The 21075-nt window shown below is 54.3% G+C and carries 22 protein-coding genes; 7 read left to right on the forward strand and 15 right to left on the reverse strand.

Annotation, left to right across the window (positions count from 1 at the left end):
- Positions 1–29: 29 nt before the first annotated feature.
- On the reverse strand, positions 30–1145 hold the full coding sequence (locus RRU01S_RS02795) for a calcium:cation antiporter (RefSeq protein WP_045228697.1): 1116 nt from the start codon (positions 1143–1145) through the stop codon (positions 30–32).
- Positions 1146–1330: 185 nt separating this feature from the next.
- On the opposite strand from RRU01S_RS02795, the gene RRU01S_RS02800 reads away from it, so the two are divergent.
- Positions 1331–1582 carry a DUF2188 domain-containing protein gene (locus RRU01S_RS02800; RefSeq protein ID WP_045228779.1) on the forward strand — a complete coding sequence of 84 codons (252 nt, stop codon included), beginning with the start codon at positions 1331–1333 and terminating at the stop codon, positions 1580–1582.
- A gap of 58 nt (positions 1583–1640) precedes the next feature.
- On the opposite strand, the gene RRU01S_RS02805 is transcribed toward RRU01S_RS02800, so the two are convergent.
- The 4 genes from RRU01S_RS02805 to trxB form a co-directional block, all read right to left on the reverse strand.
- Complete coding sequence (locus RRU01S_RS02805) at positions 1641–2753, reverse strand: alkene reductase (RefSeq protein WP_045228698.1); 1113 nt, start codon at positions 2751–2753, stop codon at positions 1641–1643.
- A 47-nt stretch (positions 2754–2800) separates the two neighbouring features.
- Positions 2801–3091 carry an ArsR/SmtB family transcription factor gene (locus tag RRU01S_RS02810; protein WP_045228699.1) on the reverse strand — a complete coding sequence of 97 codons (291 nt, stop codon included), beginning with the start codon at positions 3089–3091 and terminating at the stop codon, positions 2801–2803.
- Positions 3092–3680: 589 nt separating this feature from the next.
- Entirely contained in the window at positions 3681–4577 is an 897-nt protein-coding gene (locus RRU01S_RS02815; protein WP_045228700.1) for a LysR family transcriptional regulator VtlR, read from the reverse strand.
- A gap of 23 nt (positions 4578–4600) precedes the next feature.
- Positions 4601–5575 (reverse strand): thioredoxin-disulfide reductase, encoded by a 975-nt coding sequence (trxB, locus tag RRU01S_RS02820; protein WP_045228701.1) that lies wholly within the window; start codon positions 5573–5575, stop codon positions 4601–4603.
- Between the two features lie 244 nt (positions 5576–5819).
- Between trxB and RRU01S_RS02825 the strand changes: the two genes are divergently transcribed.
- Complete coding sequence (locus tag RRU01S_RS02825; protein WP_045228702.1) at positions 5820–6287, forward strand: Lrp/AsnC family transcriptional regulator; 468 nt, start codon at positions 5820–5822, stop codon at positions 6285–6287.
- 11 nt (positions 6288–6298) lie between these two features.
- Here the strand turns inward: RRU01S_RS02825 and RRU01S_RS02830 are convergent, their stop codons facing one another.
- The 3 genes from RRU01S_RS02830 to RRU01S_RS02840 all read right to left on the reverse strand — a co-directional run bounded on the left by RRU01S_RS02830 (position 6299) and on the right by RRU01S_RS02840 (position 9138).
- Positions 6299–7255, reverse strand: coding sequence for a glycosyltransferase family 2 protein (locus tag RRU01S_RS02830; RefSeq protein WP_045228780.1), 957 nt, complete (start codon positions 7253–7255; stop codon positions 6299–6301).
- Positions 7256–7439: 184 nt separating this feature from the next.
- Positions 7440–8243, reverse strand: coding sequence for a glycosyltransferase family 25 protein (locus tag RRU01S_RS24945; RefSeq protein WP_052815915.1), 804 nt, complete (start codon positions 8241–8243; stop codon positions 7440–7442).
- A 34-nt stretch (positions 8244–8277) separates the two neighbouring features.
- Complete coding sequence (locus RRU01S_RS02840) at positions 8278–9138, reverse strand: hypothetical protein (RefSeq protein WP_045228703.1); 861 nt, start codon at positions 9136–9138, stop codon at positions 8278–8280.
- 260 nt (positions 9139–9398) lie between these two features.
- Here RRU01S_RS02840 and RRU01S_RS02845 point away from each other — a divergent pair, with 260 nt between their 5' ends.
- Positions 9399–10265 (forward strand): alpha-1,2-fucosyltransferase, encoded by an 867-nt coding sequence (locus RRU01S_RS02845; protein WP_045228704.1) that lies wholly within the window; start codon positions 9399–9401, stop codon positions 10263–10265.
- 91 nt (positions 10266–10356) lie between these two features.
- Here the strand turns inward: RRU01S_RS02845 and RRU01S_RS26670 are convergent, their stop codons facing one another.
- Genes RRU01S_RS26670 through gmd form a run of 4 tightly spaced genes read right to left on the reverse strand, consistent with a single transcriptional unit; the run spans position 10357 to position 13946 of the window.
- Positions 10357–10893 carry an LbetaH domain-containing protein gene (locus tag RRU01S_RS26670; RefSeq protein ID WP_052815919.1) on the reverse strand — a complete coding sequence of 179 codons (537 nt, stop codon included), beginning with the start codon at positions 10891–10893 and terminating at the stop codon, positions 10357–10359.
- A gap of 21 nt (positions 10894–10914) precedes the next feature.
- Positions 10915–11898: a glycosyltransferase family 10 domain-containing protein gene (locus RRU01S_RS24950; RefSeq protein ID WP_052815921.1), complete on the reverse strand. Its 984-nt coding sequence runs from the start codon at positions 11896–11898 to the stop codon at positions 10915–10917.
- A 38-nt stretch (positions 11899–11936) separates the two neighbouring features.
- Positions 11937–12872, reverse strand: coding sequence for a GDP-L-fucose synthase (gene fcl / locus RRU01S_RS02860; RefSeq protein WP_045228705.1), 936 nt, complete (start codon positions 12870–12872; stop codon positions 11937–11939).
- A gap of 3 nt (positions 12873–12875) precedes the next feature.
- Positions 12876–13946, reverse strand: a complete 1071-nt coding sequence (gene gmd / locus RRU01S_RS02865) for a GDP-mannose 4,6-dehydratase (RefSeq protein ID WP_045228706.1) — start codon at positions 13944–13946, stop codon at positions 12876–12878.
- Between the two features lie 300 nt (positions 13947–14246).
- On the opposite strand from gmd, the gene RRU01S_RS02870 reads away from it, so the two are divergent.
- Both RRU01S_RS02870 and RRU01S_RS02875 read left to right on the forward strand, forming a co-directional pair.
- Positions 14247–15068, forward strand: a complete 822-nt coding sequence (locus RRU01S_RS02870) for a glycosyltransferase family 2 protein (protein WP_209806510.1) — start codon at positions 14247–14249, stop codon at positions 15066–15068.
- On the forward strand, positions 15065–16087 hold the full coding sequence (locus RRU01S_RS02875) for a glycosyltransferase (RefSeq protein WP_045228708.1): 1023 nt from the start codon (positions 15065–15067) through the stop codon (positions 16085–16087). Before RRU01S_RS02870 ends, RRU01S_RS02875 begins: the two co-directional genes overlap by 4 nt.
- Here the strand turns inward: RRU01S_RS02875 and RRU01S_RS02880 are convergent.
- Positions 16071–17129: a glycosyltransferase family 4 protein gene (locus RRU01S_RS02880; RefSeq protein ID WP_234935999.1), complete on the reverse strand. Its 1059-nt coding sequence runs from the start codon at positions 17127–17129 to the stop codon at positions 16071–16073. The two genes, RRU01S_RS02875 and RRU01S_RS02880, sit on opposite strands and share 17 nt — an antisense overlap.
- Positions 17130–17160: 31 nt before the next feature.
- Positions 17161–17637: a transcription elongation factor GreA gene (gene greA / locus RRU01S_RS02885; RefSeq protein WP_045228709.1), complete on the reverse strand. Its 477-nt coding sequence runs from the start codon at positions 17635–17637 to the stop codon at positions 17161–17163.
- Between the two features lie 222 nt (positions 17638–17859).
- Here greA and RRU01S_RS02890 point away from each other — a divergent pair, with 222 nt between their 5' ends.
- A complete protein-coding gene (locus tag RRU01S_RS02890; RefSeq protein WP_045228710.1) occupies positions 17860–19092 on the forward strand; it encodes a putative DNA modification/repair radical SAM protein in 1233 nt (410 codons plus the stop codon).
- Complete coding sequence (locus RRU01S_RS02895) at positions 19092–20576, forward strand: UdgX family uracil-DNA binding protein (RefSeq protein ID WP_045228711.1); 1485 nt, start codon at positions 19092–19094, stop codon at positions 20574–20576. Before RRU01S_RS02890 ends, RRU01S_RS02895 begins: the two co-directional genes overlap by 1 nt.
- Here RRU01S_RS02895 and RRU01S_RS02900 read toward each other — a convergent pair.
- Positions 20568–21014 carry an SRPBCC domain-containing protein gene (locus tag RRU01S_RS02900; RefSeq protein WP_052815926.1) on the reverse strand — a complete coding sequence of 149 codons (447 nt, stop codon included), beginning with the start codon at positions 21012–21014 and terminating at the stop codon, positions 20568–20570. The two genes, RRU01S_RS02895 and RRU01S_RS02900, sit on opposite strands and share 9 nt — an antisense overlap.
- Positions 21015–21075 lie beyond the last annotated feature (61 nt).

Genomic DNA, 21075 nt, shown 5'->3' on the forward strand with positions numbered 1-21075 from the left:
AAGCCCGGCAGCGATGCCGGGCTTTTTGTTTATAGCCCCAGAAACAGCAGCATCAGGAATGCGGCAAACAGAATAAAGTGGGTCATGCCTTCGATGGCGTTCGTCTCGCCGTCGTTCAGGTTGATAGCGGCGGCAAACAGGGTGATGAAGATCATCACCGTCTGCACCGGCGTCATGGCCATGACGAAAGGCTGGCCGGTGTAGAGCGCAATGCCTTCCATGACCGGCACTGTCAAAATGACGGTGGAAAGCGATGCACCCATGGCGATGTTGACGACCGACTGCATGCGGTTGCGCAGGGCCGAGCGCATTGCGGTCATGATTTCGGGTGCAGCGGATATGGTAGCGACCACGACCGCCATCAATGCAGGCGGCGCGCCGCTGCCTTCAAGGCCATGGCTGAGAAATGCCGACATGAATTCGGCGAGAACGCCGATCAGCACCACGCCGATGAGGATGATGGCGATGGAGTAGGACGCCGGTCCTTCTTCATCGTCGTCAGCCTGCGCCTGTTGCAACTCTGCCGCCGACTTTTTCCGCTCGCTGCGTGGATAGCTGTAGCTGAAGAAATAGCTGTGCGGACCGACCTGCATTTTCAGGAACATGGCATAGAGCGCAATCATCGCGCCGATGGTGAAGATGGAATAATAGTGCCACTTCGCCTCGGGAATAAACTCCGGCACGATCATCGAAATGCCCATGGCCGTCAGGATCATCACAACATAGGTGCGGGCGGAATCATCATTGTAGGGTTGTTCGCCGTGGCGAAGCCCGCCGAGAAGCGCTGCAATGCCCAGAATGCCGTTGATGTCGATCATGACGGCAGAGTAGATCGTGTCGCGCACCAGCGTTGGCGAAGAGGACTCGCTCATGATGATGGCGAGGATCAGAACCTCGACGGCCACCGCCGACAGTGTCAGGATCATGGTGCCATAGGGATCGCCGACCTTAGCAGCCAGAATTTCCGCATGGTGCGCCACTCGCATGGACACGACGATGATCACGCCGATGAGGGCGGCGGCAATGACGAAGGACAGCGCCTTGCTACCCTCCAAAAAGGCGTGTTCAGCAAAATAGGCGGCAACGGCGCAGGGAACTGCGGCAAGCAGCATGCGCTCCTGTTTCAGCGTGGTCGCGACTGACATGGTTGCCCTTCCATATGGGTATCTGATCTGTGAGCGAAGCGCCGCAATAGCCGGGTTTGCACATTGGGCAATTTGGTAGGATAGTAGGTGGCAAGGACATGGCGACAATGCCGCATTCTCGTCCTTCAATGCACGGTTGCGGCAAAGGTTGCCACTGGCCTTCAATGTATCTGGAGGAAGTGTACATGACCAAAGTGGTATATGAAGTTGTGGAACATGATGGCGGCTGGGCATACCGGATGAACGGTGCCTATTCCGAAGCCTTCCCCACGCATGCCGATGCCGTGGAAGCCGCCCGCATCGCCGCAGCCGAACAGCAGGTGGGCGGGGAGGACGAAGAAATCTACTATCAGGATGAGCGCGGCCGTTGGCATGTCGAACACAGCCAAGGCGGCGACCGGCCGGAAGCCGAAGTGGTCGATAGCTCTCCCAACTGACCGTCGCAACGAAAGAGCGCCGCGCCCTTGGTGAAGGACGCAGCGCCGGTTCTTGGTCTTAACCGAGGGCAGGGTAGTCGGTGTAGCCTTCCGCGCCACCGCCATAGAATGTCTGCTGGTTTGGTTCGTTCAGCGGGGCATTGTCCTTGAGGCGCTTGACGAGGTCCGGGTTGGAGATGAAGGCTTTGCCGAAGGCGATCGCGTCTGCCTTGCCGCTTTCGGTGGCGGCGATGGCGCTTTCGCGGTCGTAGCCATTGTTGGCAATCCACAGGCCCTTGCCGCCTGCATGGGTGTAGGCTGCTTTCAGAGCGGCGTAGTCGAACGGCTTGTCACCCTGTTTGAAGTCACGTGGGCCACCTGTGGCACCTTCGATGACGTGGATGAAGGCCAAGCCGCGGCTTCCGAGTTCCTTGACCACATATTCAAACAACGGCTGCGGGTTGTCTTCGGAGATGTCGTTCGCAGGCGTGACCGGTGACAGGCGGATGCCGGTGCGGCCTGCTCCGATTTCCTTGGCAACGATATCGACGACTTCCAGTAGAAAGCGCGCCCGGTTTTCGATGGAGCCGCCATACTCGTCTGTGCGCTGGTTGGTGCCCGTCTTCAGGAACTGGTCGATCAAGTAACCATTGGCGGCGTGAATCTCGACGCCGTCGAAACCAGCGTCGAGTGCTGCGCGCGCGCCGGTGCGGAAATCTTCCAAAATCAGCGGAATTTCGCTGAGGCCGATTTCACGAGGTTCCGATGTATCGGCAAAGCCGCCGGTGCCGTCATCATTGATGATGTAGGTCTTCGACTTGGCCTTGATCGGGGAAGGAGCAACCGGCTGACCACCATGTGGCTGAAGCGAAGTGTGGGACACACGACCGACATGCCAGATCTGCGCGACGATTTTACCGCCTGCCTTATGAACGGCGCTGGTCACCTGTTTCCAGCCATCAACCGCCTCTTGCTTGTAAAGGCCGGGAACGTCTGCATAACCCTGTCCCTGCTGGGAAACAGGCGTGCCCTCGGTGACGATCAGTCCGGCGCTCGCACGCTGCTCATAGTAAGTAGCATTGAGATTGTTGGGAATGGCGCCCGGCGAACGGTTGCGGGTCAGTGGGGCCATTACGACGCGGTTTGCAAGTGCTATATCGCCTGCCTGTGCGGGCTCGAACAATTTTGTCATGGGATCGTGCTTTCTCTTCTGGTTGATAGAGAGCGCCTGAACGGCGCCTAAAGCTTCTGGTTCAGATAGGTCAGAAATTCCGCGATATTTTCCTCGTCACGCTCATAGAAGTTCCATTGCCCCACCTTTCGCGACCGTACCAACCCGGCAGCTTGCAAAGCCGCAAGGTGAGAGGAGACTGTTGATTGTGAGAGGCCGCTGATCTCAAACTGATGGGCGCAAACTCCCATGGTGAAGGGATGTGCCTGGCTAAAGTGCTTTTCCGGCTCTTTCAGCCATTCCAGAAACTTCAGCCGTATGGGATGTGCAATGGCCTTCAGGGCGTCTTCGTGGTTCATATCGTTTCCGCATATCTGTCCATACCGATATTTATATCGACAAAAATCGATATCAAGGGCGGTGCAAATTTTTAAATCTGACTGAGCAAAAAAAAGGCCGCTGGATTGCTCCGCGGCCTGACAGTTTTGAAGGTAAATACCTCCAGAGGGGAACAGCCGCCCGATGCGAGAAGCATCTGCGACAGCTGATTTCAATATGGAAAGCCAAGCGCCTGAAAACAAGGGCGATTCATCTCATAAACGTCTGGTTTTGCAGAAATTTATTGCGGGTAAAAAAAGAGGGCCACCGGATTGCTCCAGGGCCCTTATAAGTGTGAAGGTTAAATAACCTCCAGAGGGGAACAGCTGACGCGGCGGAACTGGGAGGAAAAGCCGCCGTGTGCATCAGCTGTGTGCGATATGTTGCTTTTTTGGGCAGCATTCAACTCTTTTTTGTGCACAACAGCCCTGCGTGCAGTGCATCACTGTCATCAGCCGTCATATTTATTTCGCAAATCTACAAGGCAAGCGACCCATGCCCGAAGCCAGATAAGCTCCATAAGATACTGATATTGATCGATTTTTTAAGTATTTTTGATTCGCTTAGCGATCAAAAATTCCAGTTGCGTGCCTTCGCCACGACGAAATCGCGGAAGACTTTCAGTTTCGCCGCATTCTTCAATTCATCGGGGTAGCAGAAATAGGTATCGAATGACGGAATATCTGCGGGCAGAGACAACTGAATAAGGCCAGGATCACGCCCGACAATATAGTCCGGCAGGCAGGCAATACCGATTCCCAGCAGGCAGGCGCGCTTAATCGACGTCTGGCTGTTGATCTGCAGGTGCGCGATGCGGGTGTTGTCCGACGAGCGACCAGCATTTTCCAGCCAGTTGACGTCCAGCAGGTAGTTCGGCGCTGGTTCACCGAAGGAAATGATCTTGTGGGTGTCCAGATCTTCGATCGACTGCGGCTCGCCATAGCGGTTGATGTAGGAGGGCGCCGCGTAGACGTGCATATGCACGGTAAACAGCTTGCGCTGAATGAGGTCCGATTGCTGCGGCTGGCGCAGACGAATGGCGCAGTCGGCGTGACGCATGTTCACGTCCAGTTCCTCATTGTCGAGGATGAGCTGGATCGACATTTCAGGATAAAGCTGCAGAAACTCCTGCACCTTGTCCGTCAGCCAGCCCTGGCCGAGGCCGACGGTGGTGGTGACGCGCAGCTTGCCGCTCGGCTTTTCCGTCGTTTCCGTCAGTTGCATCTTGACGGTTTCGAGCTTCAGAAGAACGTCATGGGCGGTTCTATAGAGCAACTCACCCTGTTCGGTCAGAATCAGGCCGCGCGCGTGGCGGTGAAACAGCTTGACCCCGACATCCTGCTCCAGCGCGCTGACTTGACGGCTGATGGCCGACTGGGACAGATGCAGCTTGTCTGCGGCGTGTGTGAACGAGCCTGCTTCGGCTGCCGCATGAAATATGCGCAGTTTGTCCCAGTCCAATGGCATAGGCATGCGGGTCGTACCCTTTCTTATTCAGCAGCAACGGCAAGCGGAGCTTGCGCTGCGAGAAATCGTTCCGCCTCAAGCGCGGCCATGCAGCCCATGCCAGCGGCGGTAATCGCCTGCCGGTAGGTGTCATCCGTCACGTCACCGGCTGCAAATATGCCGTCGATGTTGGTGGCAGTAGAATCGGGTGCCGTCCACATATAGCCGTTCGGCTTCAGTTTCAGCTTATCTTTGAAGAGTTCGACCGCGGGCGCATGGCCGATGGCAACGAAAACGCCGTGGACGGGCATTTCGGTGATCTCGCCGGTCTTGGTGTTGCGAACCCTGGCACCCGTGACCGAGGGCGGCATGGGATGCTTGGCAGGGGTGCCGGTGATTTCGGCAATTTCGCTGTTCCAGACGATGTTGACGTTGTCCTTCGCGAAAAGGCGTTCCTGAAGGATTTTCTCAGACCGGAAGCTGTCGCGACGGTGGACCACGGTCACCGTCTTGGCGATGTTGGACAGATAGAGCGCCTCTTCGACAGCGGAGTTGCCACCGCCGACCACGATCACGTCCTTGTTGCGATAGAAGAAGCCATCGCAGGTGGCGCAGGCGGAAACGCCAAAACCCTGAAACTGCTGTTCGCTCTCAATGCCCAGCCATTTGGCCTTGGCGCCGGTGGAGATGATCAGCGTATCTGCGGTCCACACCGCGCCGGAATCGGTTTTGACCGTAAACGGGCGGCGGGTGGTTTCAACCTCGGTCACCAGATCGTTGACGATTTCAGCGCCGACATGCGTCGCCTGCTTCAACATCTGGTCCATCAGCCACGGCCCCTGGATCGGGTCTGCATAGCCGGGATAGTTTTCAACATCGGTGGTGATCATCAACTGCCCACCCTGTTCCATACCGGCAATCAGCACAGGGTCCAGCATGGCGCGGGCCGCATAGATGGCAGCGGTATAGCCAGCAGGGCCGGAGCCGATGATCAAGACCTTGGTGTGGCGGGCGGACATGGATCGTTCCTTTCAAAACAGGGAAGTGGGATTTGGGAGCCGATGTGATAGCTCAACCACGGTGCACCCCTTCAATGCCTGGTATTTAAGAGGGTCCAGTGCAGATATTCAAGGGCAGCCTTGCGTTACCAACAGGGCAGAAGGCTCAGAACACGCAATTTTGTGTCGCGGTGTTGAAGGATTATTGCGAATCCCGTCGTGAAGAGTAGAAGGAAGCATTCCAGCTCAATCAAGGAAGAGCATATTGGCAAGCGTCGAACTTGATGCCATCGATCTGAAAATACTGCGCGAATTGCAGCGTGACGGGCGCATGACCAATGTCGAGCTGGCAGACCGCGTCGGCATCTCTGCACCACCCTGTCTGCGGCGTGTGCGCAAGCTGGAAGAGGCTGGCATCATCGAAGGCTATCACGCCATGCTCAACGCCCCAAAACTGGGATTCGATCTCGTGGCCTTCTGCATGGTGGGACTGAAACGCCAATCCGAAACCAACCTCAAAGCGTTTGCCGCCGCCACCGACCGCTGGCCACTGGTGCGCCAAGCCTGGATGGTTTCCGGTGACAGCGATTTCCTCCTCCACTGCGTCGCCGCAAACCTCACCCAGTTCCAGGACTTCGTCATCGAAGTGCTGACTGCCGACGAACACGTGGACACGGTGCGCACGATGCTGACCATCCGGCAGGTGAAGCGGGCAGGGCTGGTGGGGGTGTAGGCTTGTTCGGCCTACTTCCAATTGATTGGTGTTATAAACCCTAGATCGACAAGTTGTTTCGAGCCTGTGAATTTGACTGAGATGTGTTCATCGTAAAAGTTGAGAGAGCCGCTTTTTTGAATTTCTTCTAGTAATTTGACGTAGTGAGACGATCCGCCATAGTGCTGCTTGTCATCGACGGCTTCGGAGATTTTCTCTTTGTAATTCACAAAGAATTTCAGATGCAGAAGCGCACCCCAGTTCTTTGGAAAATTGCGTCCGTAAGGCAAAGGGCGATGGATACTGCTGCCAAAAAGGCATTCGTCATCCCAATATATTAGCGGGTACTTCACCAGTTCGTTCTGTTCGTTGAACTTTCGTCCGCGCGGACCGCCTTTGATGCTGATGCCCCGCTTTCCCACGGACATATCGTAACCTTGTCGATCGAAATGATCCGAGAATTGCCAAGGTAGCGTATTTGAGCTTTTCTCTTCTCCCAAAAATGTACGATACATATCCAACATCGGTGCTGCGAGACGCTTATCCCCTTCCGCTTCGAGTATAGCAATTAAATTTTGAATGCTGCGGGTTTCACTATCCGCGAAAAAAAGAAACTCGTCGGAATCGAGATTGAGATACCAGCGATTTTTCCCGTATGTGTCGAACAACTGCTCTCGCCACTGACGTCCCCGCCGTGCTTCAGCAAAGCGAATCGGCGACGTCCAGAGATCGACATCCGGATGGCTCGCCAAGAATTCGCGGGTTCCATCCGTCGACACATCATCAACGAAGATAAAACGAGTAACACCCAGTTTTCGGTAGTGCTCCAGAAAACTGGAAAGGATGTTGATTTCGTTGTGGCTCACGACAACCAATGGCAAATCGTCTTGAGACAAGGTCGAGACGGGCGTTTGTGGCCTGAGCTCGATATGCTTCCTATCTCGCTTTTCCCGTCGTGAAACGCGGGAACTTTCTATCCATGTCATCAAGCGATGAGCCAACGGACGGTTGTACTGCTTTGGTCCAGCTTCACTGGGATACTGCGCGACGGGCTTTTTCGTGGTCATGGAGATAATGTTTCGGCTTGATGTCGTTTAAGTCCAAGCAGGTTTCGCATATTAATTGCCTCTAAAAAAGAATAGTTTAGAATAATGTTTTCGCTGGGCAAGCATATCAATTGAAATCGACGATAATCCTGCTCAGTTTTTTTCTATTCAGAATATAGGAGAGTTGGGGTAGCGAATGATCGTAAAAATATAATATATTTTTGAGGACTGGCCGCTTCAGTTCTCTTGATAATTTGGATAGGAGGCCTTTCTCGGCGCCCTTGATGTGCCTCTGCTTCACCATGATCGTGCTTTCAAAGTCATCTTTTTTGTTCGCGTAGAATTGTTTTTGTATGCAAATTGCTGGTGCCATTTGGTAAACCACATTCTCCCGCATCGGCTCAGCCCTTGGATCGAACAGGAAAACATCCACCTGACAGTATAGTTTCTCTGATATTGACAGCAGATATTTTGCGTAAGTTCGGGATACGATATACCCACAGGTGCCATTGTGCTGGCCCTTTAAAATCCTCAATGCGTGCTCGTCATCAATCCTGTGAATTTGAGACCCTGTTAAAATCGGAAACATTTCCGTTTCGATTTTGATGATGTTGGCGCCGTGCGGAATCCAACTTACATCGTCCAGAAATTTCTTCGCCTTCTGAGACAGGATGACGTCATCCTCAAATATCGCCACATACTCGTCTAGACCGTCAACGATCAATTGCCAGCATTTTCGATGGCTGAGGAAACAAGCGATGGCAGGATAAGTTAGTTTTTTGAACTTGACCGACCGTTTTGTCAGCTCATTCAAATTGATGTCTTTAAGATCATGCCAATCCACCGCACTCACACGCTCGAAGGTGAGATCGTTCTTTTCAAACTCTTGGACGACATGGGGGAGACGATCGACTGAGCGATCAAGGTTCACAACCAAACACTTCATGGCGCTATAAGACTTGTCTCTATTCGAGGGGTGGGTAACCAAAATGGCTGCCCATGGCAGCTATCTGAGTGTCATTCTGTGAGTCAATCACATTTATCTTGTAAAGGGTAGACGACTGCGAACCGCGCCATGCGATCAGCAAATCCCTGTTTCCAAGATTGTAAATTTCCGTTTTTGCTAGACGCGCCATCCAATAGAGCCACACGTCGTCAGCATAGGGTGCGAGTCGAAGGAGTTCATCGACATCACTCGTTTTCTCGCTCAAGCTACCCGGCGGGTAGAGCGCGCCCGCGCCGGAAGTAGGGAAGTAAGATTTTGAGTTCCCTGTTACTGGCGAATTTTTTGGCCAATGACGATAAGCTTTAAAATGGTTATCATTCGATTGCCTGATCTGATGAACTCGGTGACAAATAATGTGTCCCGGATGCTTGATCTGGGCGTCGACCATTTGGGCTAGCCAGTCACGGCGATAGTAGAGATCATCATCTGCAGTCACGATAAAGGCGTCTGGGTAGTGGGCTAGGGCTGGAATGATCTTCTTATAAGATCTCAGGTCTTGCGTCGACTTTATCTGGAAATCTTGTGACTGTAGCCTCAAGACGGATTGAGGTAACAGCCCCATATCCGCTTCAGCTATCCACAACACGACTTGGTCGGGTTTCACTGACTGGGTAAGAAGCGATTTCAGTGTAAGGTGCAATTTCTTAAATCGCGGCGGATAAGACGTCAAAGAAATGAGAAGCTGACGGGGTAGATCATGTCGTTTGATCGTCGCATGAAACACTTTGCTATGGTGCCATCTCAATCGTGTTATCAAAGGCGCACAGACCGAGTGAATTTGACGGCTAATTCTTGATAATTCCCGCTGTACACTGCTCATATTCTAACACATCTAACTGCTGAGCCTGAGATTGTTCGCGCCACTCAAAACACTGAACCGGACACCATGTGTCCGTGGGCTCGTTTCTAACCAGCTTTCGTCTTTGATCAAGTAGCCGCAGCAAACAAGTGAGCGCTTGGCTTGATTTAACGAGACGATATTACTGACGTTTCAGTCGCCAATCCCTTTAATCCGATCTATTTTCCCTTTAAGGAGTTGAGTTCAATGCCCGTGGATTCAACGTCGCAGGAAAAAAGTCAATGATTATAACGCGCATCCTCGGTGGGCTCGGAAATCAAATGTTTCAGTACGCAGCCGGTCGATCGCTATCGCTGTCAAGTGGCCTACCACTTAAGCTCGACCTTAGAGAGATGCGGTTTGACACATTGCGCTCTCTGCAACTGGACCAATTTAACATTGTTGGGGAAATCGCATCAGAAAAAGATATTCCGTTCAAAGAGCGTAACAGCCTTTATGGAAAGCTCGTTACGTCGATAAAAAATCGTAACCGTGCAGTACGAATAGTCGAGAAGGGTCTTTTATTTGATCCTAAAATATTGGAACTGCGACGATCAGTTTATCTTTTGGGGTATTGGCAGACGCAGAAATACTTTTCCCAGTATTCTGATATTATCCGTCGAGATTTCTCTTTGAAAGAGCCCTTTAGCATTGAGAGGCAGGCCATTCTGTCTAGAATTCGGGCTGCGCATCATCCCGTTTCAGTGCATGTTCGCAGGGGCGACTATGTGTCGAATCCGACCGCCAATACTGTCCATGGCACGTGCGAACCCAGGTGGTATGAGGCATCGATGCAGAAAATGGCAGACCGGATTCACGGCTCGACGTTTTTTGTTTTTTCCGATGATGTGGCATGGGCTCGGCAGAATCTGCCGGTCATCGGGGAGATGTTTTTTGTAGAGCCGCAATCAGACGGACGTGACGGGGAGGATATGCATCTGATGGCATCTTGTCGCTCGCATATCATCGCCAACAGCACTTTCAGCTGGTGGGGAGCCTGGCTCAATCCTCGTCACGATAAACATGTTCTGGCGCCTAAGCACTGGTTTCGCTCTCAGAAACATGATGATAGCGATTTAGTGCCAAGCGAGTGGGAGCGGCTGAGTTGAAAGTGCCTCGTTAAAGATCGCCGAGGCAGATGTGAAGCGGAGTTCCGACGAGGACTGCCCTTAAGTGATCAAATGCTCTCGATAGAGCAATTCAATTCATCTTCGCTATCGTCTTGGAGAGTTCCTTTAATGCGATTTTTGCGTCATCAAGATTCAGGTTCCACCACTCGCTCGCCAGTACGAGGTTTTGGCTTGCATTGTTGAACCTGTAACCAATTATCCTTGCTGGTGACCCAGCAACGATTGCAAAATTAGGGACATCTGAATTTACAAATGAATTTGCGCCGACGACCGCTCCGATACCTATGGTTATTCTACGCCTTATGATACAATCCACACCAATCCATGCGTCGCTTTCTATTCTACAATGTCCCTCGGTCAGATTTAAATAGGGTTCATCGTAAAATAGGCTGCTCGTGGATATTTTGCTGAGACTGTGCTCTCCTGGGCCAACTGAAACATTGTTGGCAATGGAGACATAATTTCCTATTTCGGCTTTTGTTATGTCGCAGCGTTCACCAATATAACAATATTTACCGATAATCGAATCTTTACTAACTCTACTGGACAGCGATACTTTTGATGTCGAGTGCGTATGGTCTTTCTTCTTTTTCTTTTTGAAAAACATGAAACGGTCTCCATCGGTCGTTTAGCGAAATATTTTCCGTACAATTCTGACCAGATTCCGTCGGCGTTTCTTCTTTTTTTCATATTTTTTTTCGGCAACTAAAACGCGCTCTTTTGCTGGAACTCGTCCTGATTCCTGTGCATAGTTAGACAAGATATTGAAGATGTTAAATTGGTTTAATATATGATCGCGGGCTTTCTCCAGGTGAGGTCTGCATACCTCCGCTGTATTGGCTTCAATAATTTTTTTTATCGATGAAATAGCACTGTCTGGATCGTTGATATCGATAGCCGTAAAGGATCGATTGTCCAGATAATCACCAATATTTTGGCTGCCATAGTATATCGGATAGGTGAGCGTCAGAAGTGGATCTGATATTTTCTCCGTCCAATAATGGGGATATGCGCTGTTTTCGATGGCGATATGGTAATGATAGGCGGACAATACTTCTGTTTTGTCTGAAAATCCGTTTATGTTGCGGCCAAAGACGTCGATGTTGTCCCCGAAGTGGGACTTCAGCTTCTCGACAAATTCGAGACGCAAGCGATGGCCGGGGGTAAAGGCTTTGTTAGAAGAGACAACTGAAATCAGCTTGCTCTTGGATGGCCGGTAATCTCTGAAATCATTGTAGGTCATTGGACGCGATGATTGCCTACCATCGGCATCATAAGCGCCGACCAGCCACGGAAGACCCAGCGGTCCTGTGCGTTTGTCGCGATGCGGTGTCTGAAGGTCTGGCGTCAGAATGCAATCAAACTGCGACAGAAAATCACTGTCGTAAACCTTGACGCTCGGCGGTTCTGAGGCGACGAACATACAGCGCTTCGCGACCAGCCGTTTGGTCAAGCTATCGGGTATCGCATCGTAAACAAAGACGATGTCGCAATCTGCAAAATCACCTTCAAACGAAAATTCGACTCCGTTCCAAACGGGCTCGGAATTGGGAAACTGGCGTATCCAATGCCAACCTGGGGCGGATGAGATGAAGCCAGCCTTAATCGTCATAACGGACCTTTTCACAACTGCATGCTTCGAATAGCTGGCTAACTGATTGTCTTGAAAATCTGATAGGTGGCTTCGACGCCCTCGGTCAATTTAATCCCCGGCTGCCAACCCATCGCCCGCAACTTTTCCGCACTCATCAGCTTTCTCGGCGTGCCGTCCGGCTTGCTGAGATCATGCTTGATCTCGCCTTTGAATCCAACAATTTCGCAGATCAGCTTGGTGAGGTCGAGGATGGAGATGTCTTCGCCGCTGCCGACGTTGACGTGGCTTTCGTCGGAATAGGTCTTCATCAGAAAGACGAGTGCGTCGGCGCAATCGTCGGCATGTAGAAACTCGCGGCGAGGGGTGCCGGTGCCCCAGATGACCATTTCCGTGTCGCCACGCAGCTTGGCCTCGTGGGCCTTGCGGATCAGCGCGGGCAAAACGTGGCTTGAGGTGAGATCGAAGTTGTCGCCGGGGCCGTAGAGGTTCGTCGGCATGGCGGAGATGAAGTTGCATCCATATTGTTTGCGATAGGCCTGTGTCAGCTTGATGCCAGCGATCTTGGCGATGGCGTACCATTCGTTCGTCGGCTCGAGCGCGCCTGTCAGCAACGCGTCTTCCGTGATCGGCTGGTCGGCGAATTTGGGGTAGATGCAGGATGAGCCGAGGAAGAGAAGCTTTTCGACGCCGGCGCGGTAGGAGGCATCAATGATATTGCTTTCGATCATCAGGTTTTCGTAGAGAAATTCCGCCGGGCGCGTGTCATTGGCCAGGATGCCGCCGACTTTGGCGGCGGCGAGAAAGACGGCCTGGGGTTTGGTGCGTGCGATCCATTCGGCGGTCTGCGCCTGGTTGCAAAGATCGACGTCACCGCGGCCGACTGTCAGAACCTCGCAGTTCTCCCGCTCCAGCCTGCGCGCGATGGCAGACCCCACCATGCCGCGATGGCCTGCAACCCAGACCCGCTTTCCGCTCAGCTCATAGCCGCTCATGGATCACAGGCCTTTCACGATGGCGTCGGATTGCATGATCCGCAAATCGCTCTCGACCATTTCCCGCGCCAGTTCGCGCACCGACGTTTCGTGTCTCCAGCCCAGTTTCTCGTGTGCCTTGGTCGGATCGCCGATCAGCAAATCCACCTCTGTCGGGCGGAAATAGCGCGGGTCGACTTCCACCAGGACCTTGCCTGTGGCGGTATCGATCCCTTTTTCGTCGACGCCTTGTCCCTGCCATTCCAGCGTAAAGCCGACATCTGCAAAGGCCCATTCCACGAATGTGCGCACCGGCGTCGTTTCACCCGTTGCCAGCACATAATCTTCGGCCACGTCCTGCTGCAGCATCAACCACATGCCGCGCACATATTCCTTTGCGTGGCCCCAATCGCGCTTGGCATCGAGATTGCCGAGATAGAGCTTGTCCTGCCGCCCCAGCTTGATGGCGGCCGCGGCACGCGTGATCTTGCGTGTTACGAAGGTCTCGCCCCGCAGCGGGCTTTCATGATTGAACAGAATGCCGTTTGACGCATGCAGGCCATAGGCCTCGCGGTAATTGACGACGATCCAGTAGGCATAGAGCTTGGCAGCGGCATAGGGGCTGCGCGGGTAAAACGGCGTCGTCTCGCGCTGGGGCACTTCCTGAACGAGGCCGTAAAGCTCTGATGTGGAGGCCTGGTAGAACCGAGTCTTCTTTTCCAGCCCCAGAATACGGATTGCTTCCAGCAGGCGCAATGCGCCGATGCCGTCTGCATTGGCGGTATATTCAGGCGTCTCGAAGGAGACCTGCACATGGCTTTGGGCGGCGAGATTATAAATCTCGTCCGGCTGGGTTTCCTGAACGATGCGGATGAGATTGGTCGCATCCGTCATGTCGCCATAATGGAGGAAAAATCGTGGGTTTTCCTCGTGCGGATCTTGATAGATGTTTTCGATGCGCCCCGTATTGAACGATGAAGAGCGGCGCTTGATGCCATGGACGATATAGCCCTTATCGAGCAGCAGCTGGGCGAGATAGGCTCCGTCCTGTCCGGTAACGCCGGTTATCAGGGCTACTTTTGCTGTGTCCGTCATGTGATCCGCTCTCACCTTGATCTGTGCTGCCTGCCAATGCGCTCATTCCTATCGCAGCCCACGGGTACCGTTTACGGCTCTATGCCAGTGGGCTTTGTCGCTTTGCGATATCTCAAGTGGGATTTAAAATAAACCTCCGATTTCCCGATGAGCCGAGCCTGATGGGCTTGGCCTGCGGTGCTACAGCTGTTTTTGCGCGGTCGGATGCTTGCAATGCCACGTCGTGCAATCCTATAGACAAAGGGTTGCGTGGTCAGGCACTGCCGAAAGGTGTCCCACCCGTTTGATGTAAGAGAAATGATGACCAAACACAGTGTCTCCGCATTCATCATCTGCCTGAACGAAGAGGCCTATCTCGGCAACTGCATCGAGAGCCTTGCGGACTGCGCGGAGATCGTGATCGTCGATTCCGGCTCCACGGATGGCACCCAGGCCCTTGTGCAATCCTACGTCGATAGGGGCTGGCCGATCAGGTTCATGTTCGAGCCCTGGCGCGGATATGCGGGGCAAAAACAGTTTGCGCTGGAGCAATGCACGCAACCCTGGTGTCTCAACATCGATGCTGACGAGCGGCTGGATGTTGCTTTGCGGGCCGCATTGCCTGACTTGTTGTCTGCGCCGGAAAGTGTCGTCGGCTGGAAGGTCGCGCGCAGACCGTATCTGATCGGTTACGGTTATACGCCTGAAAACGTGCGGGAGCGAAAAAACTTGCGGCTGATCCGTGCCGGCAAAGGCGCCTACGATCTGGCCCAGAAAGTGCACGAGGGTATCGTGCCCAAGGGTGATGTCCGTGCGTCCGAGAAGGGAAGCCTGTTGCATTACCGGCCTCTCATCATCGACGAGCAGATGCTGAAAGAGAACAAATATTCGACCCTGAAGGCGGACCAGAAGTTTTCGGAAGGGCGCGATGCCAAGCTTTCCAAGCTTTTGTTTTCGCCTTGGCTTTATTTTCTGCGGCTGTATTTCCGCAACGGGCTGTGGCGTTGTGGTGTGCCCGGCTTTATCGAAGCGGCAACGGGCGGCATCTATGCGCTTCTCACACAGGCAAAAATTTATCAGCGTCACGCGCTGAAACGCCGGCCCAATGTCGATGACATGGAGCGCGGGAGAGGCAAATCATGAAAGTCATGCATTATCACCTTGGCAAGGATGGCGGCGCCGAGCGGTTTTTTGTGCATCTGGTCAACGCGCTTGCACGTCGCGGTGTCGAGCAAACCGCGGTCATCAGGCCCAATCGCCTTTGGCGCAAGAAGATCGATGGCGTGTGTGGCATCATCGAAAGCAACTTTCGTAATTTTTCACCCGACCGGATCCTGCTGCCGATGAAGGTCATGCGCATGGCGCGCCATGAGCAACCGAACGCGCTGATGTCGTGGGCGACGCGGCCAAGCCGATTGATGCCGAATTACAAAGGCTGCATCAAGCTTTCGCGTCTTGGCGACTACCCGACGAAGCTGGATTACTTCAAGAATACCGACATCCTCGTCTGCAACACGCCGGGCATTGGCGAGCATGTCCGCGCGCTGGGTTGGACGCGCGGTGTGGAGGTCATCTCCAACTTCACCAGCACACAACAGATCGCGCCGGTGTCGCGGGCGTCGCTGGATACGCCCGACGGCGTGCCCCTGGTCATGAGCATGGGGCGTTTTGTGAAGCGCAAGGGGTTTCACACGCTGATCGATGCGGTCGCGACCCTGCCGGGCGTTTATCTCTGGCTGGCAGGCGATGGCGAGGAACGGGAAAGTCTGGAAGCACAGGTCGATGCGCGGGGAATGCGCGAGCGCGTTCGGTTCATCGGCTGGCAGGACGACACGCGAGCCTACGTATCGGCAGCCGACATCTTCGTCATGCCTTCCAGCCACGAGCCGCTCGGCAATGTGATTTTGGAAGCCTGGGCGCAGAAAAAGCCGGTGGTGTCCTCCAAATCCGAGGGGCCACTTTGGTTCATGCGCGATGGCGAAAACGGGCTCTTGGCAGAGATCGGCCAGGAGGAAAGTTTTGCCTCGGCTATCGCAAATCTCTTGAATGACAAGGCGTTGACGCAACGGGTTGCCGATGGCGGCTATGAAACGCTGATGAACCAGTTTTCGGAGGACGCGGTGGCATCGGCCTATATGGAGCTTTTCAAGCGGAAGCCTTGACCATGTCATAGATGCGGCCGATGCGTTCGGCCTCACCGTCGATGGTGAAATGTTCGGCCACGTGCCGGCGGGCGGCGATGGATGCCGTTGCCAGCTTGGCCTCGTCATTCAACCATCGCACCGTCGTTTTCGCCATGACATCCAACTGGTTTCTGGCGATGACCTCGCCGGTCTCAGCTGTTACGAGCTCTGGAAACGCGCCGACATCGGTGGCAATCACAGGCACGCCGGTTGCCATCGCCTCCAACGGCGTCAGACCGAAACCTTCCCAGCGCTGGGGGGCGATGAACAGATCGAGCGCCTGATACCAGCGATTGATATCGGTGTGTTCGCCGACAAACAGGATGCGGTCTGCAAGACCCGCAGCGCGGACCTTTTCTTTCAAGCCGTTTTCGAACTCGATATGCGGCCCGGTCGCCCGGCCGGCGATGATGGCTGACCAACCAGGCGTCTGTGGCAGGATCGCAATCATCGTATCGACGAAGAGATCGGTGCCTTTTTGGTGACGCACCCGGCCGAAACAGCCGATGTGTTTTTGAGAAACATCGAGGCCAAGTGTCTGTTTGGCCTGCGCCTTGTCGGCGGGTAGTGAGAAGCGTTCGGTGTCGATGCCATGCATGACGACGGTGCTGGGAACGTCGAGATAGGATGCTGTCTTGCCGCTGGTTGCGATCACCGCATCCATGCGCGACACCAGAAATTTCGTCCAGCCACTGTGCTTGCGTTGAGACGCGGAGGTGAACACCAGCTTCAACCTCATGCGCAAAACATAGCGCATGAGAATGCCCGGCAGCATTTCGATGTTGCGCCGCGCATGCCAGACTCTCGGCTTTTGGTCCGGCCCCCATTGCCATAGCCGCCACAGATCGCGAAAGCGAACATGCGGCAGGCTGTCGGGCAGACCCGGCCCGATGGCCGCCACCTTCTGCCCCTGCGTGTTTTGCACAGGCAGAAGCTGGATGATGGTGGATGTCACGCCGGAAAGCCTGCGCTTGAAGTTTGGCGCGAGCACGCGAACATCAGCCAAGTCAATATGGGGCAAAATCGGGATCTCGCAGGCAGGGAGCGTTCGATCAGCCCCAGTTGATGGAGAGGATTTCGTAGCCGCGTGAACCGCCGGGCGCATTTACTTCGATGCTGTCTCCGACTTCCTTGCCGATCAGCGCACGGGCGATGGGCGAAGAGATGGAGATGCGGCCCTGCTTGACGTCGGCTTCCTGGTCGCCGACGATCTGGTAGGTCTTCTGTTCGTTGGAATCTTCATCCACGAGCTTGATCGTTGCACCGAACTTGATGGTGGTGCCGGACATTTTCGAGAGGTCAATCACCTCGGCGCGGGCCGTCAGGTCTTCCAGTTCGGCAACGCGGCCTTCATTGTGGCTCTGCGCTTCCTTGGCGGCATGGTATTCCGCATTTTCAGAGAGGTCGCCATGGGCGCGCGCTTCTGCAATTGCCTCGATAATCCGAGGACGTTCTTCCTGCTGGCGAAAGCGGAGTTCTTCCTGCAACTTGACGAATCCACCCTGGGTCATTGGTACTTTTTCTACCATTTTTTCTTCCTTCGCATTCGAACTGCGGTACCCGCAGACACAAAAAGAAACAGGTTCCGGAGCAAAACTACGGAACCATGTCAAAATCACAATTTCCGTCACTATATCAGAAGACGGGAGTGAATTGCCAGAGAATTTGAAGCATTCAACTTCTCGTAAAATAACCGCCTCATCATATTCAGATATTGACTTTCAATACAAGAACATATAGTGAACAAACTTATGAAAAAGTCAATAAAAGAACGTTTGGCGGTTTTGTCCGATGCGGCGAAGTATGATGCGTCCTGCGCCTCCAGTGGCACGACGAAACGAAATTCGTCTGCATCGGGTGGATTGGGATCGACCGAAGGGTCGGGCATTTGCCACGCCTATGCGCCAGATGGGCGCTGCATTTCGCTATTGAAAATCCTGCTGACCAACTTCTGCATTTACGACTGTGCCTATTGCATCAACCGCTCCTCCAGCAATGTCGAGCGGGCGCGCTTCACTGTGGAGGAAGTGGTGTGGCTGACATTGGAATTTTATCGCCGCAATTACATCGAAGGGCTGTTTCTGTCGTCTGGCATCATTCGCTCATCGGATCATACGATGGAGGAACTGGTTCGCGTGGCGCGGGAGTTGCGGGTGACCCATGGCTTCCGCGGCTATATCCACCTCAAGTCCATTCCCGAGGCATCGGCGCGTCTGGTGGAAGAGGCTGGGCTTTATGCCGACCGTTTGTCGATCAACATAGAGCTTCCGACCGATAGCGGTATCGGGCGGTTCGCGCCGGAAAAGCAGCCGATCAACATTCGCAAATCCATGGCCGATATTCGCCTGAAGATCGAGGAGGCGGGTGAGCCGACGCTGCAGACGAAACGCGTCAGAAAATTTGCGCCTGCGGGCCAAAGTACGCAGATGATCGTCGGTGCAGATGGCGCCAACGACACCACGATCCTGTCCACGAGTGCGCGCCTCTACGGCAGTTACGGTTTGCGGCGTGTCTATTATTCCGCCTTCAGCCCGATCCCCGATTCGTCTAAAAATCTGCCTTTGATCAAGCCGCCCTTGATGCGGGAGCATCGGCTGTATCAGGCCGACTGGCTGTACCGATTCTACGGCTTTGATATCGATGAGATCGCCTCGACCCAAAAGGATGGCATGCTGGATCTCGATATCGACCCCAAGCTGGCTTGGGCGCTGGCCAACCGGCAGAAATTTCCCGTCGATGTGAACAAAGCGGACCGCGAAATGCTGTTGCGCGTGCCTGGATTTGGCACCAAGACGGTGAAGTCCATTCTCTCGTCGCGCCGGTTTCGGCAATTGCGGCTGGAAGATATCGCCCGATTCGGCGTGTCATTGAAAAAGGTGAAAGCCTTCGTGGTGGCAGGCGGTTGGACGCCGGGCAAGTTGACGGAACGGCCGGATTTGCGCGCCATGTTTGCGCCGCAGCCTGAACAATTGTCGTTGCTCTGATGTATCGAGTGTCGCTGGAGGGGCGGGGGGATTTTGGCGAGTGGCGAGATGCTGCCCGCGCCTTCTTATCAGCGAATGTCGCGCCGCATGAGATCGAATGGCGACTTCGTGGTGAAGAGACGGGCCTCTTCGGGTTCGAGGAGGGAGATCGCGTTCCGCAGGCCGTTGTTGGCGCCAGCGTGAATGTGCCCGCAGCCTTCATGCCGTTTGCGCAGACCATTATCTGTCACAGCGATCCGACCCGCTTTGCGCTGCTCTATCGTCTTCTGTGGCGTTTGGGGCAGGACAGAGCACTGCTGGAGTTCAAGTCCGACCCCGATGTGGCCGAAGCACGAAAAATGGAGAAATCCGTTCGTCGCGATAGTCATAAGATGACGGCTTTCGTGCGTTTCAAAGAAGTGCCGCTGCCGCAAGATTGTGTCGGACGGCGGCAGTTCATTGCGTGGTTCGAGCCGGATCATTTCATCGTTGAGCGCAAGGCGGCCTTCTTCCAGCGGCGCTTCACGGATATGGATTGGTTGATCCTGACGCCGAAGGGTTCAGCGCGTTGGGACGGAGAGACACTGGAAACGTCACGCCTTTCCGCAGAGCAGCCCGATCTCTCAGACGAGACCGATGAGCTTTGGCGCACCTACTACGCCAACATCTTCAATCCGGCGCGACTGAAGATCAAGGCGATGACAGCAGAGATGCCGAAGAAATACTGGAAGAACCTGCCCGAGGCAGACCTCATTCCAGACCTGATCCTCAACGCCGAAAGACGTGTGCTGGAGATGGGTGCCAAGGCTGCAACCGAGCCGCAACTTTTCCACCATCGCCTTCAGGCCGCTGCTGACAGCAAACCGGTGCCCACGTTGCCCGATGCCGATACGTTGGAAGGATTGAAGCACGAGGCGCAGGGCTGCACGCTCTGTCCGCTACACTGCAAGGCCACGCAAACGGTGTTCGGGGAGGGGCCAGCCAATGCTGACGTCATGATCGTCGGCGAGCAGCCGGGCGATGTCGAGGATTTGGCCGGGCGTCCCTTTGTCGGTCCGGCGGGCAAGGTGTTCGATCAGGTACTGGGCGAGACTGGCATGGATCGCAAGGCGATCTACGTCACCAATGCCGTCAAGCACTTCAAATACGAGGCTCGCGGCAAGAAGCGCATCCACCAGCGCCCTGATGCTGGCGAGGTGCAGCGTTGTCGCTGGTGGCTGACGCGCGAGATCGATCTGGTGCAGCCAAAGCTTATCGTTGCCATGGGTGCCACGGCGGTCTTTGCCTTGACCGAGTTGAGAGAAAAACTGTCTGACCTACGCGGCAAGCCGATGCCGATGGAGGGCGGCAGGATGCTGTTCATCACCGTTCACCCTTCCTATCTGTTGCGCATTCCGGATGAGCAGAAAAAGCGGGAAGAGATGCAGAAATTCCGCGAGGATATGCAGGCGGTTCACAGACTGATGGAGACGGTACAAGCCGCACCCGCCATCGTGTCAGGCTGATGCCGCCATCTCTTTTAGAAGCATGTCAAGACGATCGAAGTTTTGCTCGTTGGCGGCTGCGATGAATTTCTTGAGTTGCAGAATGTCAGTCGTCGCATCGAACACCATGTGCCAGCGCAGAGTCGTACCGTTCGGTTCTGCGATGAACTCCATGTCCATCGTGTAAACGTGCATCGGCTCGTGATGTACGAAAACAACGCGTTCTGGCACCGTTACATCGCGGAACGTCGAAACATTGTGAAAATCGGTGCCATCAGAGGCCGTCATGGTTATGGCCCATGTGCCGCCGGGGCGAAAATCGAACGTGGTAATTGTGTTGGTAAAGCCGTGCGGACCCCACCATTGTTCCAAAAGCGCGGGATCGGCGAATGTTTGAAACAATGTTTCGCGATCAACCAAAAACAGTCTCTCGTTAAAGATTTCCATTTTTTCGGTCATGGTCCTCACCATTCCTCCAGCCGAAAGGGGCGAACTTTGGCAAAAGAAACCCGGCCAACAA

Origin of the sequence: Agrobacterium rubi TR3 = NBRC 13261, from assembly GCF_000739935.1 — a bacterium.
In the GTDB taxonomy this organism is placed as follows: Bacteria; Pseudomonadota; Alphaproteobacteria; order Rhizobiales; family Rhizobiaceae; genus Agrobacterium; species Agrobacterium rubi.